At 72.7% G+C, this 23,728-nt stretch carries 26 protein-coding genes and 1 pseudogene; 11 read left to right on the top strand and 16 right to left on the bottom strand.

Going from position 1 to position 23,728, the window contains the following annotated elements; genetic code table 11:
- Positions 1-750: pseudogene (locus AB0K00_RS49645) on the top strand (hypothetical protein); the annotation flags it as partial.
- An 18-nt stretch (positions 751-768) separates the two neighbouring features.
- Here the strand turns inward: AB0K00_RS49645 and AB0K00_RS49640 are convergent.
- The 5 genes from AB0K00_RS49640 to AB0K00_RS49620 form a co-directional block, all read right to left on the bottom strand.
- Positions 769-1,512: an amino acid ABC transporter ATP-binding protein gene (locus tag AB0K00_RS49640; RefSeq protein ID WP_363537482.1), complete on the bottom strand. Its 744-nt coding sequence runs from the start codon at positions 1,510-1,512 to the stop codon at positions 769-771.
- Positions 1,509-2,354, bottom strand: coding sequence for an amino acid ABC transporter permease (locus AB0K00_RS49635; protein WP_363537480.1), 846 nt, complete (start codon positions 2,352-2,354; stop codon positions 1,509-1,511). The genes AB0K00_RS49640 and AB0K00_RS49635 overlap by 4 nt, the downstream gene beginning before the upstream one ends.
- A complete protein-coding gene (locus AB0K00_RS49630) occupies positions 2,354-3,235 on the bottom strand; it encodes an ABC transporter substrate-binding protein (RefSeq protein WP_363537478.1) in 882 nt (293 codons plus the stop codon). The genes AB0K00_RS49635 and AB0K00_RS49630 overlap by 1 nt, the downstream gene beginning before the upstream one ends.
- Before the next feature lie 59 nt (positions 3,236-3,294).
- Entirely contained in the window at positions 3,295-4,809 is a 1,515-nt protein-coding gene (locus tag AB0K00_RS49625; RefSeq protein ID WP_363537476.1) for an MDR family MFS transporter, read from the bottom strand.
- 64 nt (positions 4,810-4,873) lie between these two features.
- Positions 4,874-5,554, bottom strand: a complete 681-nt coding sequence (locus AB0K00_RS49620; protein WP_363537474.1) for a hypothetical protein — start codon at positions 5,552-5,554, stop codon at positions 4,874-4,876.
- Positions 5,555-5,698: 144 nt separating this feature from the next.
- Here AB0K00_RS49620 and AB0K00_RS49615 point away from each other — a divergent pair, with 144 nt between their 5' ends.
- Both AB0K00_RS49615 and AB0K00_RS49610 read left to right on the top strand, forming a co-directional pair.
- Positions 5,699-6,871: a sensor histidine kinase gene (locus AB0K00_RS49615; protein ID WP_363537472.1), complete on the top strand. Its 1,173-nt coding sequence runs from the start codon at positions 5,699-5,701 to the stop codon at positions 6,869-6,871.
- Positions 6,868-7,524 carry a response regulator transcription factor gene (locus tag AB0K00_RS49610; RefSeq protein WP_363537470.1) on the top strand — a complete coding sequence of 219 codons (657 nt, stop codon included), beginning with the start codon at positions 6,868-6,870 and terminating at the stop codon, positions 7,522-7,524. The genes AB0K00_RS49615 and AB0K00_RS49610 overlap by 4 nt, the downstream gene beginning before the upstream one ends.
- Positions 7,525-7,527: 3 nt before the next feature.
- On the opposite strand, the gene AB0K00_RS49605 is transcribed toward AB0K00_RS49610, so the two are convergent.
- Positions 7,528-8,187: a helix-turn-helix domain-containing protein gene (locus AB0K00_RS49605; protein ID WP_363537468.1), complete on the bottom strand. Its 660-nt coding sequence runs from the start codon at positions 8,185-8,187 to the stop codon at positions 7,528-7,530.
- A 101-nt stretch (positions 8,188-8,288) separates the two neighbouring features.
- Between AB0K00_RS49605 and AB0K00_RS49600 the strand changes: the two genes are divergently transcribed.
- A complete protein-coding gene (locus tag AB0K00_RS49600) occupies positions 8,289-8,999 on the top strand; it encodes an SDR family NAD(P)-dependent oxidoreductase (protein ID WP_363537467.1) in 711 nt (236 codons plus the stop codon).
- Positions 9,000-9,077: 78 nt separating this feature from the next.
- The gene (locus AB0K00_RS49595; RefSeq protein WP_363537465.1) at positions 9,078-10,346 is read left to right on the top strand and encodes a hypothetical protein; all 1,269 of its coding nucleotides are present in this window, start codon (positions 9,078-9,080) and stop codon (positions 10,344-10,346) included.
- A gap of 120 nt (positions 10,347-10,466) precedes the next feature.
- Here the strand turns inward: AB0K00_RS49595 and AB0K00_RS49590 are convergent, their stop codons facing one another.
- The 5 genes from AB0K00_RS49590 to AB0K00_RS49570 form a co-directional block, all read right to left on the bottom strand.
- The gene (locus tag AB0K00_RS49590) at positions 10,467-11,141 is read right to left on the bottom strand and encodes a response regulator transcription factor (RefSeq protein ID WP_363537463.1); all 675 of its coding nucleotides are present in this window, start codon (positions 11,139-11,141) and stop codon (positions 10,467-10,469) included.
- Complete coding sequence (locus AB0K00_RS49585; RefSeq protein ID WP_363537461.1) at positions 11,138-12,355, bottom strand: histidine kinase; 1,218 nt, start codon at positions 12,353-12,355, stop codon at positions 11,138-11,140. The genes AB0K00_RS49590 and AB0K00_RS49585 overlap by 4 nt, the downstream gene beginning before the upstream one ends.
- A gap of 290 nt (positions 12,356-12,645) precedes the next feature.
- Positions 12,646-13,428: an ABC transporter permease subunit gene (locus tag AB0K00_RS49580; RefSeq protein ID WP_363537460.1), complete on the bottom strand. Its 783-nt coding sequence runs from the start codon at positions 13,426-13,428 to the stop codon at positions 12,646-12,648.
- Complete coding sequence (locus tag AB0K00_RS49575) at positions 13,425-14,321, bottom strand: ATP-binding cassette domain-containing protein (RefSeq protein ID WP_363537458.1); 897 nt, start codon at positions 14,319-14,321, stop codon at positions 13,425-13,427. Before AB0K00_RS49575 ends, AB0K00_RS49580 begins: the two co-directional genes overlap by 4 nt.
- A 92-nt stretch (positions 14,322-14,413) precedes the next feature.
- A complete protein-coding gene (locus AB0K00_RS49570) occupies positions 14,414-15,574 on the bottom strand; it encodes a cytochrome P450 (RefSeq protein WP_363537456.1) in 1,161 nt (386 codons plus the stop codon).
- A gap of 51 nt (positions 15,575-15,625) precedes the next feature.
- On the opposite strand from AB0K00_RS49570, the gene AB0K00_RS49565 reads away from it, so the two are divergent.
- The 5 genes from AB0K00_RS49565 (at position 15,626) to AB0K00_RS49545 (ending at position 20,030) form a co-directional block, all read left to right on the top strand.
- Complete coding sequence (locus tag AB0K00_RS49565) at positions 15,626-16,651, top strand: helix-turn-helix domain-containing protein (protein ID WP_363537454.1); 1,026 nt, start codon at positions 15,626-15,628, stop codon at positions 16,649-16,651.
- A gap of 58 nt (positions 16,652-16,709) precedes the next feature.
- Entirely contained in the window at positions 16,710-17,636 is a 927-nt protein-coding gene (locus AB0K00_RS49560; protein WP_363537452.1) for an NAD(P)/FAD-dependent oxidoreductase, read from the top strand.
- 110 nt (positions 17,637-17,746) lie between these two features.
- A complete protein-coding gene (locus AB0K00_RS49555; protein ID WP_363537450.1) occupies positions 17,747-18,508 on the top strand; it encodes a nucleotidyltransferase domain-containing protein in 762 nt (253 codons plus the stop codon).
- A 2-nt stretch (positions 18,509-18,510) separates the two neighbouring features.
- Positions 18,511-19,479 carry an ATP-dependent DNA ligase gene (locus tag AB0K00_RS49550; RefSeq protein ID WP_363537448.1) on the top strand — a complete coding sequence of 323 codons (969 nt, stop codon included), beginning with the start codon at positions 18,511-18,513 and terminating at the stop codon, positions 19,477-19,479.
- Positions 19,479-20,030, top strand: coding sequence for a GrpB family protein (locus AB0K00_RS49545; RefSeq protein WP_363537446.1), 552 nt, complete (start codon positions 19,479-19,481; stop codon positions 20,028-20,030). The genes AB0K00_RS49550 and AB0K00_RS49545 overlap by 1 nt, the downstream gene beginning before the upstream one ends.
- Here the strand turns inward: AB0K00_RS49545 and AB0K00_RS49540 are convergent.
- Together AB0K00_RS49540 and AB0K00_RS49535 are read right to left on the bottom strand one after the other, a co-directional pair.
- Positions 20,014-20,436 (bottom strand): VOC family protein, encoded by a 423-nt coding sequence (locus AB0K00_RS49540; RefSeq protein ID WP_363537444.1) that lies wholly within the window; start codon positions 20,434-20,436, stop codon positions 20,014-20,016. The two genes, AB0K00_RS49545 and AB0K00_RS49540, sit on opposite strands and share 17 nt — an antisense overlap.
- Positions 20,437-20,446: 10 nt before the next feature.
- Complete coding sequence (locus AB0K00_RS49535) at positions 20,447-20,905, bottom strand: AraC family transcriptional regulator (protein WP_363537442.1); 459 nt, start codon at positions 20,903-20,905, stop codon at positions 20,447-20,449.
- Between the two features lie 181 nt (positions 20,906-21,086).
- On the opposite strand from AB0K00_RS49535, the gene AB0K00_RS49530 reads away from it, so the two are divergent.
- The gene (locus AB0K00_RS49530; RefSeq protein WP_363537440.1) at positions 21,087-21,941 is read left to right on the top strand and encodes a polysaccharide deacetylase family protein; all 855 of its coding nucleotides are present in this window, start codon (positions 21,087-21,089) and stop codon (positions 21,939-21,941) included.
- A gap of 16 nt (positions 21,942-21,957) precedes the next feature.
- Here the strand turns inward: AB0K00_RS49530 and AB0K00_RS49525 are convergent, their stop codons facing one another.
- The 3 genes from AB0K00_RS49525 to AB0K00_RS49515 form a co-directional block, all read right to left on the bottom strand.
- A complete protein-coding gene (locus tag AB0K00_RS49525) occupies positions 21,958-22,455 on the bottom strand; it encodes a metallophosphoesterase (RefSeq protein ID WP_363537438.1) in 498 nt (165 codons plus the stop codon).
- Between the two features lie 76 nt (positions 22,456-22,531).
- Positions 22,532-22,924, bottom strand: coding sequence for an RDD family protein (locus AB0K00_RS49520; protein WP_363537436.1), 393 nt, complete (start codon positions 22,922-22,924; stop codon positions 22,532-22,534).
- Positions 22,925-22,975: 51 nt separating this feature from the next.
- Positions 22,976-23,377: a DUF2752 domain-containing protein gene (locus AB0K00_RS49515; RefSeq protein ID WP_363537435.1), complete on the bottom strand. Its 402-nt coding sequence runs from the start codon at positions 23,375-23,377 to the stop codon at positions 22,976-22,978.
- Positions 23,378-23,728 lie beyond the last annotated feature (351 nt).

Here is a 23,728-nt window from a genome sequence, read left to right as displayed (position 1 = left end):
GCGCTGGTCGCGGCGGCGGTGGTCGTGGCGGGGCTGCTGCCCGGCCCGGCGCCGGCCCCGGCACCGCCGGCCGGTCCGGGCTGGGCGAGCCTCGACGCGGCGCCGTTCTGCGCCGCGGCGGCCGCGCCGCCGGGCTCCCCCACCACGGCGCCGACGAGCACCGTGAACGAGAAGAACGGTTACGTGACGGTTTGGCCGACGGAGCCCGCCGACCACGCGGCCGCCCGGCTGAGCTGCCACCTGCTGCGCGAGGTGCCCCGTGCGCTGCCCGGCGTGACGTTCTACCGTGACCTGCGCGATCCTGCGGGCACCGTGCCGCTGCAGGTGTATCAGCAGCGCCGCACCGTCGAGCCGTGGTTCACGTCGTCGGCGGTCGTCGCCGACGGCCGCGGTGTCGGCACGATCGGGTTCGGGATCTCGCCGGCCTATGAGTCTTCGGCGGACGCGGTGGCCGGTTGTACGCCGCCCGCCTGCACGGTCCGCACCGGCCCGCACGGTGAGGTGGTGACCGTCGTCGTCGCCGGCTCGACCCGGCGCGGGCAGGTGCAGCTGGTCAACGTCCGTGCCTACCTGGGGCAGACCATCACGTTCGCCAGTGCCGTGAACGCGAACACCGCCGCCGTCGCGCCGGCCGCGGCCGGCGAGGCGAGCAGCTTGAACGAGCTGCGGGCGGGCCGCCCCGACCTGCCGGTGAGCATCGACGCGCTCATCGACCTCATCGCCACGCCCGCCCTGACCCTGTTTCCTTGAGGCCGGGTCGAGGCCGGGTCACAGCCGGCCGGCGTCGGTGATGCGTTGCAGGAACTGCCGGGTGCGGGGTTCGCGGGGAGCGCCGAACACCTGCTCCGGCGGGCCCTGCTCGACGATGAGGCCGCCGTCGAGGAAGCAGACCCGGTCGGCGACCTGCCGGGCGAAGCTCATCTCGTGCGTCGCGAGGATCATCGTGACGCCGTCGCCCTTCAGGTCGCGGATCAGGGCGAGGACCTCCCCGACCAGCTCCGGGTCCAGGGCGGAGGTGACCTCGTCGAGCAGCAGCAGCCGCGGGTCGTTGACGAGGGCCCGCACGATCGCGACCCGCTGCTGCTGGCCGCCGGAGAGCCGGTCCGGGTAGGCGGCCGCCTTGTCCGCAAGGCCGACGCGCTCCAGCAGGTCCAGGGCCCTGGCCTTGGCCTTCGCGGCCGGCAGCTTGTGCACGTACCGCGGTGCGAGGGTCACGTTGTCCAGCACGCTCAGGTGCGGGAACAGGTTGAACGCCTGGAACACGATGCCGATGCGGCGGCGGACCTTGTCGGGGTCGGCGCGCGGGTCGGTGATGTCCTGCCCGTCGAGGTGGATGGTGCCGTCGTCGACCTGTTCGAGGAGGTTCACGCAGCGCAGCAGCGTCGACTTGCCGGAGCCGGACGCGCCGATGAGCGCGATGACCTCGTGCTCGTCCACGTCGAGGGACACCCCGCGCAGCACGGGATTGCCGTTGAACAGCTTGTGCACGCCGGCAATCTGCAAAAGCGTCACAGCCGGTTGTCTCCTGACTGGCGGCGGGCGGCGCGCAGCGTGACCCAGTCGGTGACGGCGACGACGGGGATCGCCAGCAGCACGAACAGGACCCCGGCCACGACGTACGGGGTGTAGTTGTAGGACCCGGCGGTCTCGATCTGCGCGGCCCGGATCGCGTCGATCGGCCCGGCGAGGGAGATGAGCCCGACGTCCTTCTGCATCGCGACGAGGTCGTTGAGCAGCGGCGGCGCGACCCGCCGCACGGCCTGCGGCAGCACCACGTGCCGCATCGTCTGGCGGTAGTTGAGGCCGAGGGACCGGGCCGCCGCGCGCTGCGACGGGTGCACGGACTCGATCCCGGCGCGGAACACCTCGGCGATGTAGCCGCCGTAGGTGAGCGTGATCGCGATCCCGCCGAGGACCAGCACCGACGGGGTCCCGCTGAGCCGCAGTCCCGGCACGCCGAACGCGAACAGGTACAGCGTCACGATCAGCGGCAGCCCGCGGAAGGTGTACGTGTACCCGGCCGCCAGTGCCCGCAGCGGGAAGAACACGGCGGGCCGGATGGTGCGCAGCGTGGCGATGCCGAGGCCGAGCAGGACCGCGGCGACGGCGCAGACGACCAGGAGCCGGACGTTGAGCCACAGCCCGCGCAGCACGGCGGGCAGCGACTCGCGGGCCACGTCGAGGTCGAGGAAGCTGGCGCGGAACCGGTCCCAGCCGGGCGCGCCGGTGACCGCCGCGTACAGCAGGATCCCGACGACGAGCGTGGAGGCGGCCGCGACCGCCACCGACAGGGTTGTCTGCCGGCGGCGGTACGCGTCGCGTTCCAGCTGTAACGGGCTGGGTTTGAACGTCATCAGGTGAGCGTCGGCGCGCCCTGGACGGACGACAACCACTTGTCCGTGAGGGTCTTGAGGGTGCCGTCACCGCGCAGCCCGTCGACGGCCTGGCTGACGCACGTGGTCAGCGGGGATCCCTTGTCCAGCACCAGACCGAACTGCTCCGGGGTGCCGGACGGCTGCGGGAGCTGCCCGACGATCTGCGCGTCGGTGATCTCGGCGCCGGTGATGTAGAACGCCGTCGGCAGGTCCACGACGAGACCGTCGATCTGCCCGTTCTGCAGGGCCTTCTTGGCGTCGTCGTTGTTGTTGTACACCTGCGGCTGCGCCGTCGGCTTGACCACCTCGGTGATCGAGCGGTAGCTGGTCGTGCCGACTTGCGCGCCGAGCTTGGCGCCCTTGAGGTCCGCGACGCTCTTCGCGCCGGCGATCTTCGAGGACTTCAACGCGATGACCGTCTGGGTCACGTCGTAGTACGGGGCGGAGAAGTCGACGGCCTGCTTGCGCTCGTCGGTGATGGAGAACTCGTTGACGTCGAAGTCGAACGTCTTCTTCCCCGGGGCGATCGCGTTGTTGAACGTGACCCGGGTCCAGACGACCTGGTCCTTGCTGTAGCCGAGCTTGGTGGCCACGGCGTAGGCGACGGCGGCCTCGAAGCCCTCGCCGGACTCCGGTTTGTTGTCCTTGAACCACGGCTCGTAGACGGGTTCGTCGGTGGCGACGGTGAGCTTGCCCGCCGCGACGGTCTTGAGGGACGCCGGCGCGCACGTCGCGGCGCCCGAGCTGGAGCCGCCGGAGGCGGCGGGGGTCGTGGTGTCGTCATCGGCCGGTGCGCAGCCGGCAGCGGCGGCGAGGGCCGCCGTCAGCCCGGCGGCGACGAGGAGGGTCCTGGTGCGCATGGCGGCGATCGTACCCACCACAGTGGTAGGAAATGGATCAACCGTGGGTCGGATCACGGTCAGGGCAGCGGCGTGGTCCTGCGAGGCATGAGCAGCAGCGCACCGACACCGAGGACGGCGACGACGGCGAGGCCGACGAACACGTGGTGGGTCGCGGCGTACAGGCTGCCCCGCGCGTAGTCGAGCACGGCCGGTGGAGTGTCCGTGGCCTTCAGAACCACGTCGGTCGCGTCGACGCCGTCGCCGAGCCGCTCCCGCACGTCCTCGGGCGCCGCCGCGAACCGCTGCTCCAGGGTGGCGTTGGCGATCGCCCCGAACACGGCGGCACCGACCGCGCTGCCGATCGACCGGAAGAACATGTTGGTGCCGGTGACCACGCCGCGGCGGTCCCAGCCGACCACCGACTGCACGGCCACGAGGTTCGGGCTCGACGTCAGCCCGAGCCCGACCCCGACGACGAAACAGGCGACCGCGAGGACGGGGATCCCGGTGTACCGGCCGAGCAGCGCGCACATCACGGTGCCGGCGATGAGGGCGGCACCACCGGTCAGCGCCGTGTCCCGGAACCCGATGCGCAGGTAGATCCGCCCGGACAGGGTCGCGGCGATCGGCCAGCCCAGCGTCATCGCGGCCACGGCGAACCCGGCCACGACGGCGCTGGCGCCTAGGACCCCCTGAGCGAAGTTCGGCACGTAGGACGTGAGCCCGATGAGCAGCGCACCGACGACGAGGGCGGTGAGGTTGCCACTGATGAGCGTGCGGTGCCGGAACACCCACAGCGGCAGTACCGGCTCGGCGGCGCGGCGCTCCACGAACCAGAACGCGACCATGAGCACCGTGCCGACCGTGAAGATGGTCACGCTCGGCGCCGACGTCCACGCCCAGGTGGTGCCGCCCTCGAGCGTGCCGAGGATGAGCAGGGTGCAGCCGGTGACGAGCAGCGACGCGCCGAGGTAGTCGATGCGGTGCTCGCGCCGCTCGACGCGCTCCTTGAGGTTGCGGGCGAGCATCCACGCCGCGACCAGCCCGAGCGGGATGTTGACGAAGAAGATCCACCGCCACGACAGGTAGTCGGCGAAGACCCCGCCGAGGGTCGGGCCGATGACCGACGACACGCCCCACACCCCGGCGACGTACCCCTGGACCCGGGCGCGTTCCTCCACCGTGTACAGGTCACCGATGATCGTCATGCTCATCGGGGAGATCGCGCCGGCGCCGATGCCCTGCACGGCCCGGAACACGATGAGCGTCAGCATGCTCCACGCGAACCCGCACAGCACCGACCCGAGCAGGAACGCGGCGATCCCGGCGAACATCACCGGCCGCCGGCCGAGCACGTCGGACAGCTTGCCATACAGCGGCGTCGTCACCGCCTGGGTCAGCAGGTACACCGAGAACAGCCACGGGAAGTGCGAGAACCCGCCGAGGTCACGCACCACCGACGGCACCGCGGTCGCGATGATGGTGCTGTCGAGGGCGACCAGCCCGGTGCTCAGCATCACCGCGGCCAGGACCGGTCCCCGCTCGGATCGCAGGCCCACCGCCCGCCGCTCGGTGAAAGTGGCGTCACTCATGCCGACACCTTACGACGAAGGCCGCCCGCATTCCTGCGGGCGGCCTCCTGTTTCGGGCGCGGACTCAGGCGTGGACCGGCACCGGGTCGGCGGCGGCGATCCTGGTCCGGGCGATGACCCGCAGCCCGGCGACCGCCATCACCGCGAGCATCGGCACGGTGCCCAGCGCCGGCAGGATCGGCGTGTCGTACGGCATGAACAGCAGCCCGGCGTAGCCGAGCACGATCCCGCCGATGGCCCACCAGCCGAGGACCCCGGCGCGGGCCAGGCCGGCGAACGTCAGCAGCAGCGCGAGCGACACCAGCGGGCCGGGGCTGAACGCCAGCTGCTGCGCGGGGTGCGCGAGGACCTTGTCCGACAGCGCGACCGCCTGCTCCACCGGCAGGTTCCGGCCGATCTCCATGTGGAACCAGTCCGACAGCAGCGCCCCGGACATCTCCAGCAGCGTCAGCGCGCCGAGCAGCGCACCGACCAGGGTCAGGATGCTGCCGCGGCGGCCGCGCACCAGCAGCGGCAGCGCGAGGAGCCCGACGCCCATGAGCAGGTTGCCGTAGTGCAGCAGCAGCGCCGACAGCTGCGTCTGGAACGGGTCGGCGGCCAGGGACTGCAGGTAGGCGCCCTTGTCGTCGCCGCTGCTCGGCGGTGACGTGGCCAGACCGGCGAAGAACAGGGCAGCGCCGGCGATCAGCGAGGTACCGGCGGCGAAGGGAAGGACCCGCTTGGCGGGGTTGGTTGCGTTATCCATGGCCAGAACGCTATGAAAATGGTGCCGTGGCGGTCTGCTGTCCTGCGTCTCGACCGGCGTCCCCCGCCCGGCGGACACGGCACCGTCACGCTGTCCCCCGCACGGCCGACCCGGCGCGCTGAGCAGCGACAATAGGATCACCGCATGCACCGCACGCTCGTGCCCCTGGCCGCCGCCGGCACCCTCGCCGTCATCGGCGCCGCCGAGATCATGCTGGACAGCGCGTTCTCCGCCGCGCCGGCCGTCCCCGCCGCCGCGCTGCTCGCCGTCGTGGCCGGCACCGCGCTCGCCGCCCGGTTCCCGGTCACCGGCGCCGCCGTGGTCGCGCTCGCCTTCCCGATCGCCGTCGCCGGTGGCCTCAACGGCCCGACCGGCGCGGCCGTCCTCGGCTTCTTCCTCGCCCCCGGCTGGGCCGGTTACCTGCGGGCCACGGCGTCGTGGCCGGCGCCCCTCGCGGCGCAGCTCATGGCGAGCCTCGGCACCTGGATCGCGGCCCGCGCCGCCGGCTCGACCGTCAGCGGCGTCGCCGCGATGGCCTGGGAGAACCTGTTCTTCGGCCTGCTGTGCTGGGGTGCCTGGGGCGTCGGCCTGCTCGCCCGGCGGCTACGGGACCGCGCGGAACTGCTCGCCCGGCTCGCCACCGCCCTGGACGCCGAACGCGACGCCCGCGAGCACGCCGTCGTCGCCGAGGAGCGCCAGCGCATCGCCCGGGACATGCACGACGCGGTCGCGCACTCGATCAGCGTCATGGTCCTGCAGCTCGGCGCGGTCCGCGCGACCCTGCCGCCGGGCACCCCGCAGGCGGAGATGCTGCAGGGCGTCGAACGCCTCGGCCGCGAGTCGGTGCGGGAGCTGCACACCCTCGTCGGGATGCTGCGTGACACCACCGCGGCGACCACCGCGCCGCAGCCGACCCTCGCCCGCGCCGAGGATCTCGTCGCCGAGGTCCGCGCCGCCGGCCTGCCGGTCGAGCTCACCGTCGACGGCGACCTGACCGGCGTGCCCCGCGCCCAGGACATCTCCGCCTACCGGGTCCTGCAGGAGGCCCTGACCAACGTGCTGCGCCACGCCGGCACGGCGCCGACGAGTGTGCACGTACACCGGACCGCGGAGTGCGTCACGCTCACCGTCGACAACGAATCCGGCCCCGGACACCCTTCCGACGGCGGCGGGCACGGGCTCATCGGGATGCGCGAACGGGTCGCCGTGTTCTCCGGCACCCTCGCGGCCGCACCGCGTCCCGGCGGCTTCACCGTGCGTGCCGTTTTCCCCCTCGGTACCCCCGCCGCACCGGCCATCGCGAAGGCCCGCTCGTGATCCGGGTCGTGATCGTCGACGACGAGGCGATGATCCGCGCCGGGCTGCGCATGCTGCTGGACCACCAGCCGGACATCGAGGTCGTCGGGGAGGCCGCGGACGGGGTGCGGGCGCTCGACGAGGTCCGCCGCACCGCCCCTGACGTGGTCCTGCTGGACGTGCGGATGCCGCACGGCGACGGCATCGAGGCGGCCAGGCACATCCTCGCCCTCGGTGACGCCCGCGTGATCATTCTGACGACGTTCGACGAGGACGAGGCGGTCCGCCGGGCGCTGCGCATCGGCGTGAGCGGGTTCCTGCTCAAGGTCGCCCCGCCCGAGCAGCTCGTCCACGCGGTGCGCACCGTCGCCGCCGGCCAGGCCCTGCTCGACCCGGCCGTGACGCTGCGCGTCATCGAGTCCTACGCCGCCGCCCCCACCGCCGACCCGCGGGCCGCCGAGCAGCTCGCCACGCTCACCGAGCGCGAGGTCGACGTGCTGCGCCTGGTCGCCCGCGGCCGGTCCAACGCCGAGATCGCCGCGGCGCTGTTCCTCGGCGAGGCGACCGTGAAGACGTACATCTCGCGCATGCTCACGAAGCTCGACCTGCGCGACCGGGTCCAGGCGGCCGCGTTCGCCTACGAGAGCGGCCTGATCCGCCCTGGGCGTTCCTGACGTTCAACGGTCCTTGCGGCGGCCCAGCCCGATCATCGCCGCCTGCACCTGCGACTTGGTCAGCGGCGGCACCGGCAGTGGGTGCGCGGCCGGTGCCCGCAGGCCGTCCAGGGCGAGCGCGAGGCCGCGCCGCCACGCGTCCGGGGCGATGCCCGCGGTGGCCCGCACGGTCATCGACGTCGACCAGAACAGGTGGACCAGGTCCTCGGAGGTGAAGTCGGCCCGCAGCACCCCGGCCTGCTGGGCTTTGCCGATCACGCCCCGCGCCCGGTCCAGCTGGGCGTCGCAGATCGCGGTGAGCTGCTCCGCGTCCGGGAACCGGCGGCTCACCGCGTCGTTGAGCGCCGGGTCCGTGGCCTGCAGCTCGCACAGCAGCGTCACGTAGAGCACGAACCCGTCCCACGGGTCCTGCGCCGCCTCCGCCCGCGCCAGCGCCTCGTGCACGCGCGCCTCCAGCATCGCCGGCATCACCGCGTCGATCAGGGCGTCGCGGCCACTGAACCGGTTGTACAGCGTCCCGGGACTGACCCCGGCCCGCTGCGCGATCTCCTCGAGCGGGACATGCAGGCCGCGCTCCCGGAACAGTTCGGCCGCGGCCTGCAGCAGCCGCTCCACGTTGCGTCGGGCGTCGCGGCGCAGCGGCGGCTTCGCGGTCTCGGTCACCGGCCAAGCGTAAGTCCCAGCAAGTTGACGCACACCTCAACTTGTCGGTACGGTCACCCACAGCAAGTTGAGGTTAGTGTCAACTTCTTTGAGGAGCCTCCATGAGCAGGACCATCGCCGTCTTCGGCGCCGGCACCGGCCTCGGCACGGCCGTCGCCCGCCGGTTCGGCCGCGAGGGCTACCGGGTCGCCCTCGTGGCCCGCAACCGCCCGCGCCTCGACGCCCTCGCCGACGCGCTCACCGGCGAGGGCATCGAGGCCGCCGGATTCGCCGCCGACCTGGCCGACCCAGCCGGTGTCCCCGTCCTCGTCACCCGCATCACCGCCAGGTTCGGCCGCATCGACGTCGTCGAGTACGCCCCGATCACCACCGAGGGCTTCACCCCCGCCACCGCGCTCGACGCCGCGACGATGCGCCGCCACACCGACCTGTTCCTCCTCACGCCGATCGAGATCGTCCGCGCCGTCCTGCCGCAGCTGCTCGACCGCGGCGACGGCGGCATCCTCATCGGCCAGGGCAGCACCGCCGTCCACCCGAGGCCGCACCTGAGCGGCGCCGGCCCCGCGATGGCCGCCACCCGCAACTACATCCACTCCCTGCACGGCGAACTCGCCGACCGGGGCGTCTACGCCGGTGTCCTGCACGTGGGCGCGATGATCCTCGGCAGCGCCGGCCACACCGCGATGCTGTCCGGGCAGATGGCCACCCGCCTCGACGTCAGCCAGATCCCGACCGTCGACCCCGCCGACCTCGCCGAGACGGTGTGGTCGATGTACACCAAGCGCGACGCCGTCGAACAGCACGTGTCCTGACGTCGTGTTCTGACGTCAGGGTCGGGTCCGGGATGACGCCGGATGCGTCTCGGACCCGCCCCGGGCGAGGCTGAGCCGATGCAGCGCTTCGCCAGGTCCGGCAGTTCCCGGACCGACCTGTGGGTCCTGGCCGGGTCGGGGATCGTCACCGTGTTGCTGACCCGCTGGTTCCTGGCCTCGGCCGGCTACCCGAAGCTCGGCGGTGGCGGCCTGCACATCGCCCACGTCCTGTGGGGCGGGCTGCTGCTCGCCGCCGCGCTCGGCGTCGCGCTCACCTACCCGGGCCGGCCGGGGCGGGTAACCGCGGCGGCGGTGGGCGGCACCGGGTTCGGGCTGTTCATCGACGAGGTCGGCAAGTTCGTCACCGAACGCACCGACTACTTCTACCGGCCGGCAGCGGGCATCATCTACCTCGTCTTCGCGGCGCTGGTCGTCCTCGTCGTCCGGCTCCGCGACCCCGGCCACCGCACGCCGGACGAACGCACCGCCGAGGCGCTGCGCCTGGCCCTCGACGGCCTCCCCGCCGGCCTCACCACCGCCCAACGCACCGAGGCGCTACGACTGCTCGCCCCACCGGCCGCCACTCCTCCTTCGACCGACGGCGAGGCCACGGTGGACGGCCGGGCCACCGCAGACGGCGGGGCCACGATGGGCGAGCGGGATGAGGTCGACGCCTCCGCGGACGGGTCGGGTGGGTTCGGCGGCGCTGCGGACGGGCGGGGCGAGGTCGGCGGCGCTGCGGACGGGCGGGGCGAGGTCGGCGGCGTCGCGGACGGGCGGGGCGAGGTCGGCGGCGCTGCGAACGGCCGGGGTGAGGTCGACGGCGCTGCGAACGGCCGGGGTGAGGTCGACGGCGCTGCGAACCGGCGGGATGAGGTCGGCGCCGCGGTGGCGGCGCTGGTCGCCGCGCTGCCGCACCGGGACAGCCCCTGGGCCGCCCGCCGGCACGCCCTCGCCGCCTTCGCCCGTCGGCTGGTGACCCGTCGGGTCGTCGCCGCGGCCATCGTCGGCGTCTACGTCCTGCAGGTGCCGCCCCTGGTCGGCGGCGCTTTCGAGGCCGTCACCGGCGAGCTGCGGCAGACCCGCGAGCTCGGCGCGAGCCTCGCCATGGTCGCCGCCGCGGCCGTCGCCGCCGTCCTTGCCGTCCGCGCCGGGTTCCTCCTGCGCGCCGACCGTCCCCGGGCGCTGCGACTGCTCCGGGCCTCAGTGCTGGTCGACCTGCTCGCCGGGCAGATCTTCAAGTTCACGGCGCTGCAGTTCGACGCCACCGTCGGCCTCGGGCTGTCCCTGCTCCTGCTCGCCGTCCTGACCGTCGAGCTGCACCGCTCAACCGTCCCCCACCGATGACAGCCAACCGCGCCGCACCGCCCGCCTCACCCGCCCGGCCGGCCGCCGCACCCGCCCCGCCCACCGCACCGCTCTGCCGCGACCGCCCGGCGCACCGTCCGGTGCCGGTGCTCGGGGTGTTCAGGGTTCGCCGCGGCGGACGATGCCGGCCTCGTATGCGAAGACCACGACCTGGACCCGGTCCCGCAGCCCGAGCTTCATCAGCAGTCGCCCCACGTGTGTCTTCACCGTCGCCTCCGACAGGGACAGCGCCGCGGCGACCTCCAGGTTGGACCGGCCGCGGGCCACCTCGACGAGCACCTCCCGCTCCCGGCCCGTCAACCGGTCCAGCAGCACGTCCGCCTCCGACGGGCCGGCCGACGGGTCCGGCAGGTGTCCGGCGAACGCGTCGATCAGCCGCCGGGTCACCCTCGGCGCGACCACTGCGTCCCCCTCCGCCACCGACCGGATCGCGCCGACCAGCTCGGCCGGCTGAACGTCCTTGAGCAGGAACCCACTGGCGCCGGCCCGCAGCGCCGACCAGACGTACTCGTCCAGGTCGAACGTGGTCAGCACCAGGATGCGCGCGGCCGAACCCGACCCGACGATCCGCCTCGTCGCCTCGATCCCGTCGGCGACTGGCATCCGCACGTCCATGAGCACCACGTCCGGCCCGAGCGCCGCCGCCATCGCGACCGCCTGCGCACCGTCGCCGGCCTCTCCGACCACCTCCAGGTCCGGAGAGGTCGACAGGATCATCCGGAACCCGAGCCGCAGCAGCGGCTGATCGTCCACCAGCAGCACCCTGATGCTCACGGCCCGGCCTCTCCCCCGCCGTCTTCCCCGCCGCCGTGCAGCGTCGCCCGGACCGACCAGCCGGGGCTGTCGGCTCTGGGCCCGGCGACGAACCGCCCACCGTACGCCGCGGCCCGCGCCGCCATGCCCGTCATGCCCCGCCCGTCCCCGGGAACGCCGGCGGGCCCTGGCGCACCCGACCCGTCGTCGACGACCTCGAGCTCGACGCGCCCTCCCGCGTACCGCAACCGCACCCCCGCCCGGCTCGCAACCCCGGCATGCTTGAGCACGTTGGTGAGCGCCTCCTGGACGATGCGGTACACCGCGAGCTCCGCGCCCGCACCGAGCTCACCGGGCACCCCCTCGACGGTGACCTCGACCCGCAGCCCGGCCGCCCGCACCCCGGCGACGAGCGCGTCGAGGTCGGCGAGGCCCGGCTGCGGCTGCGGGCCGGGTCGCGGGTCGGGGTCGGCGTGCAGCAGACCCAGGACGCGGCGCATCTCGCCGAGTGCCTGCCGCCCGGTGCCCGACACGTGCCGCATCGCGGCCACCGCGTCGTCCGGGGCCGTGCCGGCGGTCAGAGTGGCCGCGTCGGCGAGGGTGACCATCACCGACAGGTGGTGCGCGACGATGTCGTGCATGTCCCGGGCGATCCTGGCCCGCTCGGCGGCGACGGCGATCTCGGCCCGCTGGTCACGGTCGCGTTCCAACCGGCGGGCCCGGTCCTCCAGCCCCGCCAGGTAGGCCCGCCGGGTCCGCACCACCAGCCCCAGCAACACCGACGCCGCCAGCCCGAACGTCACGAACCCGATCGCCGTCCACTGCGGACCCGCGACGAGCGACGCGGTGAGCCCGAGCGCCTCGACCACGGCGATGATCGGCACGAGCTGCCGCAGCGGGCCGTGCCGGGCGACGGTATACACCGCGACGGCGATCACCGCCTCCGGATACAGCCCCTCGACCCTGATCCCGACGATGAGGAGCGTCAGCAGTGAGAGCCCGAACACGCTCCAGAACACCGCGACCGGCGCGGCCCGCCGCCACACCAGGATCAGGTGCACCATCGCGTAGCACCCGACGCCCGCCGCCCCCGATCCGTCCAGGGCCTGGTGCGCGTTGACCACCCCGACCGCGACGGCGAGCGCACCGTCGACCCACCGCGGGTGCCGCACCGCGAACGCCCGCACCTCCCCGAACCACCGGGCCCCCGCCGAACCCTCGACCGGACCCTCCACCGAGCCACCCGCAGCGCCGCCGACAGCCCCACGAACAGCGTCGCCACCCGCACGACGCGCCGCGCCGCCAACGGCCCCACGAACGGCGCCACCACCCGTGCCAAGAACGGCGCCACGAACGGCGCCGCCAGCTGCGCCACGAACGGCGGCGCCGGCAGCGTCGCGAGCGGGAGTGCCCGGGTGTGGCCGCGCAGCGGCGGGGCCGAACGCCCCGGCCGCGGCGGAGCCGTCGGACGGAACGCCGGAGGAACCGGCGGCGGGGTGATCGGCGGGGGTCACGGTGAGCAACGCTATGCGTCTCGGCGGCGCAGGACGAGCGTGCCGGCCAGCATCAGCAGCACGACCCACCCGGCGAGGACCACCGCCGACGTGGCCGGGGAGAACGTCCGGAACGGGTTGCCGGTGCCGTCGACGCTATACATGGCCTGGGCGGCAATAGTCGGCACGAACCGCATGATGTCGTCTGCACGGTCCGTGGGCAGAGCGGCGCCGAGCAGTGCCGGGCCGACGAACATCGCGGCCACGAGCGCGGTGATCGCGCCGGCGGAGTGCCGCAGGAGGGTGCCGACGCCGAGGCCGAGCAGCCCGGTGAGGACGAGGCCGGTGGCGGCGCCGGCGATCGCGCGGGGGACCTGCGGGTCGCCGAGGGACGCTCCGTCCGCGCCGAGGAACGCCTGGCAGAGCAGGAACGAGCCGACGCAGACGGCGGTCATCAGCGGCACCGTGACCCCGGCCTGGGCGACGGCCTTGGCCACGACGACCGGCCAGCGCCGCGGAACGGCGGTCAGGGTGGAGCGGATGGAGCCGGTGCCGTATTCGCCGGTCATCTGCAGGACGCCGAAGACACCGACGACGAGGACGACGAAGTCGACGGGGAGGAACCCGGCGCTGACGGCCTGGCCCACGCCGGGCGGGGCGGCGCCGCCGAGGACGGAACGATGCACGCCGTAGCCGACGGCGCCGGCGAGCCCGACGGTGACGACGGCGAGGATGCCGAGCGTCAGCCAGGTCGAGCGCAGGGACAGCAGCTTGGTCCACTCGGAGCGCAGGACGCGTGGGAACGTGAGTCTCATCGGTATTCGACCTCCGACTTGGTGAGCTCCATGTAGGCCTCCTCCAGCGATGCGCGGCGTGGGGTGAGCTCGTGCAGGGCGATGCCGGCGGCGCGGGCGACGTCGCCGATGCGCTCGGCGGTGGCGGCGCTCACGTGCAGCAGGCCGGGCTCGACGCCGGTGACAACGGCGCCGGTGGCCACCAGGGCGTCACGCAGCGCGGCGGCGGCAGGCGAGCGGACCACGACCGTGCCGACCCCGACCCGCGCGATCAGCTCGGCGACGGTGGTGTCGGCGAGCAGTCGGCCGCGGCCGACGATGACGAGGTGCTCGGCGGTGACGGCCATCTCGCTCATCAGGTGGCTCGACACGAGCACGGTGCGGCCCTCGGCGGCGAGGTCCTTGAGCAGGTTGCGGATCCACAGGACACCGTCGGGATCGAGGCCGTTGACCGGCTCGTCGAGGATGACGACGGCCGGGTCGCCGAGGAGCGCGGCGGCGATGCCCAGCCGCTGCCCCATGCCGAGGGAGAACCCGCCGGCCCGGCGGTGCGCGACGGATTCGAGACCGACCAGGCCGAGGACCTCCTCGACGCGGGCGGCCGGGATGCCATGGGTGTGCGCGAGCGCGAGCAGGTGCGCGCGGGCGGTGCGTCCCTTGTGGACGGAGCGGGCGTCGAGCAGCGCGCCCGCCTGCCGCAGCGGGTCGGGATGCGCGCGGTATGGCTTGCCGTTGACGGTCGCGGTGCCCGCCGTCGGATGGTCCAGCCCGACGATCATCCGCATGGTGGTGGACTTGCCGGCGCCGTTGGGCCCGAGGAATCCGGTGACCTGCCCGGGCTTCACGGCGAACGACAGTGCATCGACGGCAACGGTGCCGCCGTAGCGTTTGCTCAGTGCCTGCGCCTCGATCATGCGTCCGACGCTAGGGCTCGCACGAATCCGCAACGACCGTCTCAGGTCGCGACCCGAAACCCAAGATGTCGTCCTCAGGGAGGACCCCCGTCCTACCCGGAGACGACGGGCAGCGCGGCGAGCCGCCACGTGCCCGGGTCCGGCACCCGCCGGGCGGCGACCCCGGCCAGTGCGCCCGCGGCGCTGAGCGCCAGGTCCGGGAACCGGGTCAGCAGCGCGCCGAGCGCCACCTCCGTCTGTACCCGCGCGAGAGGCGCACCCAGGCAGAAATGCGGGCCGTGCGCGTAGCCGAGGTGCGCCCCGGCGGACGTCGAGCGCAGGTCGAGCCGGTCCGGGTCGGGAAACACCCGCGGATCCCGGTTCACGGCGACGATCGTGACCGTGACCGGCTCGTCGGGGCGGATCGTCACACCGGCAAGGTCGGTGGGGCTCTGGACGTACCGTGGAATCGTGAGCAGCTGAGGACCGCACCACCTCGTCAGCTCTTCGACGGCGCCGGGCAGCAGGTGCGGTTCGGCGCGCAGGAGCGCGGCGCGGGAGGGGTCCTCGAGCAGGGTCGCGACGGCGTTCGCGATGAGGTTCGTCGGGGTCTGCCCGGCGAGGACCAGGTGCCAGACCAGGGTGATCAGCTCCTGTTCGGTGAGGCCGTCGCCGAACATGGCCGCGACGTGCGGGGCCGCGGCCCGAGCCCCGTCGACGATCGCCGGGATGGCCGTGGCGAAGGCGGGCCCGTTCCCGGCGGCGACGGCCCGGCCGTGCGCCAGCCACGCCGGCCGGTCGGTCTCGGGGACGCCGACGAGCGCGCAGATGACCTCCATCGGCAGCGGCCCGGCGAAGTGTTCCAGCAGGTCGACCGGGCCGTCTTGGAGCCGGTCGGCGACGTCGTCGAGCAGCCGGTCGACGATCCGCACGACCACGGGCCGGACGTCGGCGGCGCGCCGGGCGGTGAATGCGGGCGCGCTCAGCCTGCGCAGCCGCTGGTGTTCGGGTCCGTCCATTTCCTGCATGGTTCGCAGGTACGGCCGGCAGTGCTCCGGCACGTCGGGCCGCTGGTAGCTGGCGGCGCTGTTGCCGAACCGGGGGTCGGCGAGCATCGCCCGCGCCTCGGCGTGCCTGGTGACGGCCCACATGGTGCCGAACCCGGGAGCGATGAGCCTGGCGACCGGCGCCTGCTCGCGGGCCCGCCCGTAAACGCTCGCGGGGTCGTGCAGCAGCTCAGGGTCGGTGAGGTCGATCTCGGGCACGGTGGTCACAGTTCCTCCAAATGATCGCATCATCTGAATGGTGACAGTATCTTAAACGCCATGGCACGTCTGACCCGCGCCGAGACGCAGGAGCGCAACCGCGCGGCCGTCCTGTCCGCCGCCCGCGCGGAGTTCACCGAACGCGGCTTCCGGGACGCCAAGATCGACGCGATCGCCGAACGGGCCGAGCTGACCCGCGGCGCGGTCTACTCGAACTTCCCCGGCAAGCGCGCCCTGTATTTCGCGGTCCTCGCCGACGATGTCCCCGTCGTCCCCGCGACCGCCACCACGACGACCGCCCGGGGCGCGCTCGGCGCCCTCGCCAGGGCCTGGGTCGCCCGGCTGCCCCTGGCCACCGACGACACCGGCCCGGCCGCCCGGCTCGCCGCCGACCTGATGGCGGAGGTCGTCGCCGACCCGGCCGCGCGGACGGCGTTCGCGCAACTCAAGCAGCTCGACGCGATCGTCCTCGGGCTCAGCCTGGAACGCCTCCAGCACGACGGCCGGCCCGGTGACCGGCCGGTTGGCGGCCGGCAGGTCCGGCTCGCCGAGCTCGCACTGACCGTGCTGCACGGCGCCGGCCAGCTCGCTGCGGCCGCGCCTGGCTTCGGCGAGCCGTTCCACGTCGTGCGAGCCGTCGAGGAACTCCCCTCCGTGGACGACGCCTGGCTGCCGCCGCAGCCCGCGACCGCCGTCCACGGCGTCGACGAGCCGTGGACGCAGCCGTCGACACTGGACCTGCTGCGTGGCGTACCCGTCGAACCCCGGCCGGACGGGATCGTCGCGATCGTCGGCCTGCACCGTCTCGCCGCCGTCGAGCATGCCGCCCGCAGCGGCCATCCCGTGACCGCGATCCTCGTCACCGGCGCGCCGGACGAGCTGTTGCCACTGGTCCGGCTGTCCCTGGCCGAGCTGCGGCACCACCTCGCGCACGCCGCGCCGCCCGCCGCCTGGCCCGACCTGCAGGTCACCTGCGACCCGCAGCCCGGCTCGGACACCACGGAGACCGCACTGCGGATCACCGGCGGCCGGGTCGTCGCCCGCGCCGACGGGTGGGGCGCCTGCCACGCGATGGCGTCCACCTAGTCTTGCCGTTTCAGCAACAACCATTGCCGCAAGCGCCAGACGGAGCGACGCTCTGAGCATGCGGAACGAATACGACGTAGTGATCATCGGCGGCGGCGCGGCCGGCCTGAGCGCGGCCCTGACATTGTCCCGGGCCCGCCGCCACGTGCTGGTCGTCGACGCGGGCAACCCCCGCAACGCACCCGCGAGCCACGTCCACAACTACCTTGGCCGGGAGAGCACCCCGCCGGCAGAGCTGCTGGCGATCGGCCGCGCCGAGGTGACGCAGTACGGCGGCGAAATCCTCAACGGCGTCGTCACCGCCGTCCACCCCCGGCCCGGCGACCCTGCGCGGCCCCGGTTCGCGGTCGAGCTGACCGACGGCACCACCATCGAGGCGCGCCGGATCCTGGTTACCACCGGGCTCACCGACGAGTTGCCGGACATCCCCGGCGTGGCCGAGCACTGGGGCAGCCACGTGCTGCACTGCCCCTACTGCCACGGGTGGGAGGTCCGCGACCGGCCCGTCGCGATCCTCGCGACCTCCCCCATGGCCGCGCACCAGGCGCTGCTGTGGCGGCAGTGGACCCCGGACGTCACGCTGCTGCTGCACACCGGCCCTGCCCCGTCCGCCGACGAGCTGGCCAGGCTTGACCGGCGCGGGATCCGCGTGGTCGAGGGCGAGGTCATCGGGTACGGACCTGACGGTGCCCGGCTCGCCGACGGCACCCTGGTGCCGGTCGACGCCCTGGTATTGATGGGCCGGATCGAGGCGCGTGCCGACGCGCTCGCGCCACTGGGCCTGAAGCCGGTCGACTTCGAGGCCAACGGTCACCGCTTCGGCACGCACCTCCCCGCAGGCCCCGGCGGCGCCACCACGGTCCCGGGTGTCTACGTGGCCGGCAACGTCACCGACCCGATGGCCACGGTCATCGCCGCGGCCGCCGCCGGCGTCTCCACCGCCGGAATGCTCAACATGGACCTCGTCATGGAGGACGCCGCCTGATCCCCCGCCGCGCGGCGGCACCGGCTGTTTGAACCGGTGCCGCCGTAGGCCGAGGAATCGAGTCCGGCGCCGCATGGCGTAATGCTTCCTAGGATGCTAGGATTCAAGGCATGAATGCGACCGCGCCGATAGCGTCGGTGGCTGTGCACACCACCGCGCAATGGCTCGCAGACGAGATTGCGGAGATCGTTCAGGGCGACCTCCGCGCCGTGATCGTGCACGGATCAGTCGCCACCGGCGACTTCCTGCCCGGTCGCAGCGACATCGACCTGCTCACCGTCATCGACGCGGCCCTCCCCCAGGACCGGGCCGGCGCGCTGGAGCGGCTCGTCCGAGGCGCCGACCTCGGCGACGCGGCAGGCATCGACCTGCACGTGGTCACCGCGGCCGTGGCCGCCGCACCGCAGCGGACCCCGCCGGTCGAGCTGCACGTCGGCCGGTATCCGTCCGGCGTCGAGGTCACGCACCGCGTCGCCGCCGACGCCGACCTCCCGGTCGAGCTGGCCATGGCCCGCGACGGCGGACGCGCACTGCACGGACCCCCACCGCACGACGTGATCGGCGAGATCCCGGCGGCGTGGGTGCGCGACCGCGGCCGGCACTGGCTGACGACCTGGCAGGGGCTGACGGACGACGACGAGCACGCCGCACACATGGTGCTGACCGCCTGCCGGATCTGGCGGTTCGCCGCCGAGGGACGCCACTGCGGCAAGGTGGACGCCGCGATCTGGGCCGCCGCCTGCGACCCGAGTCTGGTGGCGATCGGGGTGGCGCTCTACCGGTACACCACCGGCGAACGCGAACACATCGAGCCTTCGGCGATCGGTCAGGTGCTCGACAAGGCGCTCCACGCGACGGCAGATACGGTGTGACGGTGACCGCATCCGGTGAGGAGCGCGACGGGGTCGCGTTGACGAACCTCGACCAGCCGCTGTTCGACGAGGCCGGGGCGACCAAGCGTGACCTGGTCGACTACCTCGACGCCGTCCGCGACCGCATCATCCCCGTGCTGCGGGACCGGCCGCTGTCGGTGATGCGGCTGCTGCGCGGGCAGCAGCCGTTCATGCAGAAGAATTTGCCGAAATACACGCCGGACTGGGTGCCCAGGATGACGGTGTGGGCGGAGTCGTCGAAGCGCAACGTCACCTATGGGCTGTGCGAGGACCGCCGGACGCTGCTGTGGTTCGCCAACCAGCGGGCGATCGAGTTCCACCCGTTGCTGGCGAAGGCGCCGGACTTCGCGCACACCACCCACATGATCCTCGACCTGGACCCGCCGTCGCCGGACGCGTTCGGGCTCGCGGTCGGCGCGGCCAGGCTGATCCGGACCGTCCTGGGCGAGCTCGGCATGGACAGCGCGGTGAAGACCAGCGGCGCCAAGGGGCTGCACGTGTTCGTGCCGATCGACGCGCACGCGCCGATGGAGGACATCGCCGCCGCGACCCGGGCCGTGGCCTCCAGGGCCGCCCGGCTCGACCCGGCGCTCGCCACGACCGCGTTCATCCGGGAGGACCGGGAAGGCAAGGTGTTCCTCGATCCGACGAGGGTCGGCGGGGCGACCGTCGCCGCCGCGTACAGTCCCCGTCTGCGGCCGGGCACAACCGTGTCGTTCCCGCTGTCGTGGGACGACCTCGACGACGTGGCACCGGCCGACTTCACGATCCACACCGTGCCCGCGCTCCTCGGCGACGCCGATCCGTGGGCAGAGCGGATGCCGGCGCCGCAGCGGCTCGACGCCGACCTGATCGCGGAGGGGCACACGATCCCCGTGCCGCGCGTGCAGGCGATGCATGAGGGAAAGCGCCGGGCCAAGGCGAAACGGGACGCGGAGGCGGACGGCTGATGCCGATCGTCGTCGACCCGCCACGGGAGGAGTGGGCGGGCCGCGGCCTGACGCTCGCCGCCCGGATCCGGCACGACCTCGGACCCTTGGCACTGCGGGTCGAGCACATCGGCAGCACCTCGATCCCAGGGATGCCCGCGAAGCCGGTCATCGACCTCCAGCTCAGCGTCGCGGACCTGGACGCGCCCGTGGCCGGCCCGCTGGAGGCGCTGGGGCTGTCGTTGCAGCCGTGGCGGCACGACCACGTGCCGGCCGGACGGCCCGACGACCCCGCCCGGTGGGTGAAACGGATGTGGAGCGGCCCGGGCGTCAACCTGCACGTGCGGCTCGCCGGCTCACCGAACGAGCGGCTGGCGCTGCTGTTCCGCGACTGGTTCCGGGCGCACCCGGCGGCGGTGCCGGCCTACGGCGCGTTCAAGGCCGCCCTGGCCGGGGCCCTCGACGACATCGGCGAATACAGCGACGTCAAGGACCCCGTCGTCGACCTGGTGATCGTCGTGGCGGAGGAGTGGGCCGCGGCGACCGGCTGGTCGGTCAGCCCTCAGGCGTGAAGGCGCGCGGCTCCACGAGGACCAGCCAGTTGCCGGTGTTGTCGCGCATCACCGCCTCCACCCCATAAGGCCGGTCCGAGGGCTCCTGCAGGAACGTGACGCCCTTTGCGGACAGCTCCGCGAAGGTCTTGTGGCAGTCGTCGACCCGCAGCCCGAGCGCGCCCATCTGGCCCTTCTCCAGCTGCCGGCGCACGAACGCGGCGGCCTCCTCGTCCAGCGGCGGGCCGGGGAGCATGAGCGTCACCTCCAGCTCCGGCTGGTTCGGGTGGCCGATCGTCAACCATCGGTAGCCCTCACCCATCGTCACGTCCGTGCGGGTTTCGAAGCCGAGCAGGTCGACATAGAAGTCGCGGGCTTTGTCCTGGTCAAGGCAGTAGACGGTGACCAGCGAGACGTTGGTAATCATGCTGGCGACGTTACGGACCGTCAGCGGCCGGGCGCTTCTCCAGAATTGCGCCCTTGGTGGTCTTCTGCAGGACCCCGTTCATGAACAGGAAGCAGCCGGGGACGTGCGGCACGCCGCGGGCCGCCCAGCGGTCCCGGTAGGCGGTCGGGCTCTCCCCCACGATCGCGGTGAACCGGGCCGAGAACGAGCCGAGGCTGCTGAAGCCGACCATCATGCAGATCTCGGTGACGGTCAGGTTGGCCGAACGCAGCAAATCCTGGGCGCGCTCGATCCGGCGGCGGGTCAGGTAGCGCATCGGCGTCTCCCCGTAGGCCGACTCGAAGCAGCGCACGAAGTGATACTTGGAGACCCGCGCGACGGCGGCGACCGCGTCCAGGTCGAGCGGCTCACGGTAGTGCCGGTCGATGTGGTCGCGGGCCCGGCGCAGGTGCGCCAGCAGCTGCACGGGCACCGCCGTCCTGGTCTTCACCGTCGCACTGTAGCGCCGACACTCAGGGACATCACCCAAAGCATTCACACGTATGCGGAGTGCCACGGGGGATGTGAAACCTGCCCGGGTTCGGTTACGTTGGCCGGACGTGCCGTCCAGGTGAGGAGTGCTCAGGGTGTCCCTCAGGGAGTCCCGACGCAGGACCGCTGTCGTGTTGCTGGTGACGTCGCTGCTTGCCATGACGGCGTGCGGGTCGGACAAGAAACCGAACCACTCGGCCGCCCTGCCCGCCACGGGCGCACCGAGCGCGTCGGCGTCCGCAGATCCGTCGCCGACGGCCGCCACGCCACCCTCGGCCAGCCCGTCCGCGTCGAAGTCACCGGGCGGGAAGCCGTCGCCGAAGCCGAGCGCCTCGACGGTCAAGGGCCCCGAGGGCACGTTCGTGATCCGCCCGCCGGGCACCGGTCACGGCGCCGCCGGCTCGCAGAGCCGCACCGGGTCCACCGCGGTCGCGCTGACGTTCGACGACGGACCCGACCCGGTCAACACCCCGAAGATCCTCGACCTGCTGCGCGCCAACGGTGTGAAGGCCACCTTCTGCCTGGTCGGCTTCCGCGCCCGGGACAACCCGGATCTGGTCCGGCGGATCGCCGCCGAGGGGCACACCCTGTGCAACCACTCGTGGCAGCACCTGACGGACCTGGCGAAGAAGGAGCCGGGATACATCGACTGGGACCTCAAGCACACCAATGAGGCGATCCGCGCCGCCGCCGGAGCCGGCGTGCCGATCCGGTATTTCCGCGCTCCCGGCGGCAACTTCACCCCCGGCCTGATCGCGAAGGCGAAGGAGATGGGGATGGCGTCGATCTACTGGGACGCCGACCCGGCGGACTGGAACCATTCGAAGGACGCCGACGACGCCGCCCACATCAAGCGGGTCATCGCCGAGGTGAAGAAGCAGGTCCGCCAGGGCTCGATCATCCTGTCGCACGACAACAAGCAGCCCGACACGATCGTCGCCTACCAGACGCTGATCCCGTTCCTGAAGCGGTACTTCACCCTCGAGGCTCTCTGAGCCGCCGGCTGCGCGCTCACCGCTCGATCCGGTGCAGCAGGATTCCGGTGAGCGCGCCACGCACCACGTCCGCGGTCATGTAGGTGGCGTAGGGCTGGCGCCTGCGATCCGTCGGCGACCCCGGGTTCAGCAGCCGCAGTCCGCCGGGTGTCACGGTGGCCCAGGGGATGTGGGAATGGCCGAAGACCAGGAGGTCCCGGCCCGGGAAGCGGGCCTCGCAGCGCTGCTCGCGGCCGGTCGCCGGGCCCGTCTCGTGCACGACGGCGACCCGCAGCCCGTCGAGTTCGACGTCGGCGATCTCGGGCAGCCGCGCTTGCAGTGCCGGGCCGTCGTTGTTGCCGTACACGCCGACCAGGCGCTGACACCGCGCCTCAAGGCGATCCAGGAACGACGCATCGACCCAGTCGCCCGCGTGGATGACGACGTCGGCGGCCTCGACGGCGGCCCAGACCGGCGCGGGCAGATCCCGGGCGCGCTTGGGAACGTGGGTGTCGGCGATGAGCACGAGCCTCATCGGTCAACGCTAGCGCCGGACACGATCCCGCCCGTGGCAGACCCGCAACGGCGGGCCCACCACGGGCGGCGGGGCACTACGGCTTGGTGACCAGGGTGCCGAGGATCTTGTCGCTCAGGGTCTGCCGCTTGGCGTCCCAGAGCGGGAACAGGTAGCCGATGCAGCAGATGCCGTCGACGATGTGCACGATGTCGCGCACGAACGCCATGCCGGCGCCGATCGGCTGGCCGGTCTCTTCCTTGATCAGGTGCAGGCCGAGGAGCTTCTTGCCCCAGCTCTGGCCCTGGCCGCCGAGGATCCACCGGTTGTAGACGATCCAGCCGAAGCCGATCAGCAGGCACACGTAGTAGATCACGCCGAGGCCGTCGCTGCCGCTGCCGAGCGCGGCACCGATACCGACCACCACGATGTACGGGAGGTAGTCGACGATGGCGGCACCGACGCGCACCGGCCAGGTTGCGAGGTTCATGGAACTCCTTGGAGAGAACATTGGGGGTGGGGGGTACAAAAAACGTGCGGCTCAGGCGAACCCGAACCGGTGTAACTGGAAAACCCAGCTCATGGCAGCAGCCACGAGCATCACCCGACCCATGCGTGACCGGGCACGGTCCGACCACGGCACGGGAGCGCTGATTACGCCGAGCTGCCGCAGGACGATCAGCGGCAGGGCCACAACGGTCACCGCTGCGAGGCCGAAGATCCCCGGGTTGGCGGCCGCGGCGTCGGCGAGGTGTCCACGCATCAGCGCCACCGCGGCGGTGGTCAAACCACAGCCCGGGCACGGAACGCCGGTGAAGGCGAACAGCAGGCACGGCGCACCGAGACCGGTGGACGCCGTGAACGTCGGCCACAGCGTCGCGGCCACCGCAGCGGTGACGCCGAAGCCGCCGAGTCGTTCCGGGACGGAGAACTGCCTGCGCACGTGACCTGCTCGATCGACGGGTATGGGACCGCGATCGTATGGCACGGAATCCGCTGCTCACCAGCCCGTCAGATCATCCGAACGACCGACATCTCTGCCGTACCCGGCTACAGAAACGTCCGCATACGGTCGGATACCGGGGCGAAGGCGGCACCGGCGCAATGATAACGATACGAAGTATTCGCTGAACGTACGTTCGGGTCAGCGTCTCCGGCGGCGGTTACCGGCATTGTCGCGGTGCTTTTCGGTCGGCGCCCGGGTGCCGATGCGGTGCGTTCGCCGGCGTTTGTTCGCGGGTGTTCGTCTCGCAGGCGTGCGTTCGCGGGTGTGCGTTCGCGGCCGTGCAGTCGA

The organism is Dactylosporangium sp. NPDC049525 (genome assembly GCF_040676755.1).
Classification (GTDB): Bacteria; Actinomycetota; Actinomycetes; order Mycobacteriales; family Micromonosporaceae; genus Dactylosporangium.
The sequence above is the reverse complement of the archived record's forward strand: the minus strand, read 5'-3'. Positions and strand labels throughout refer to the sequence as shown.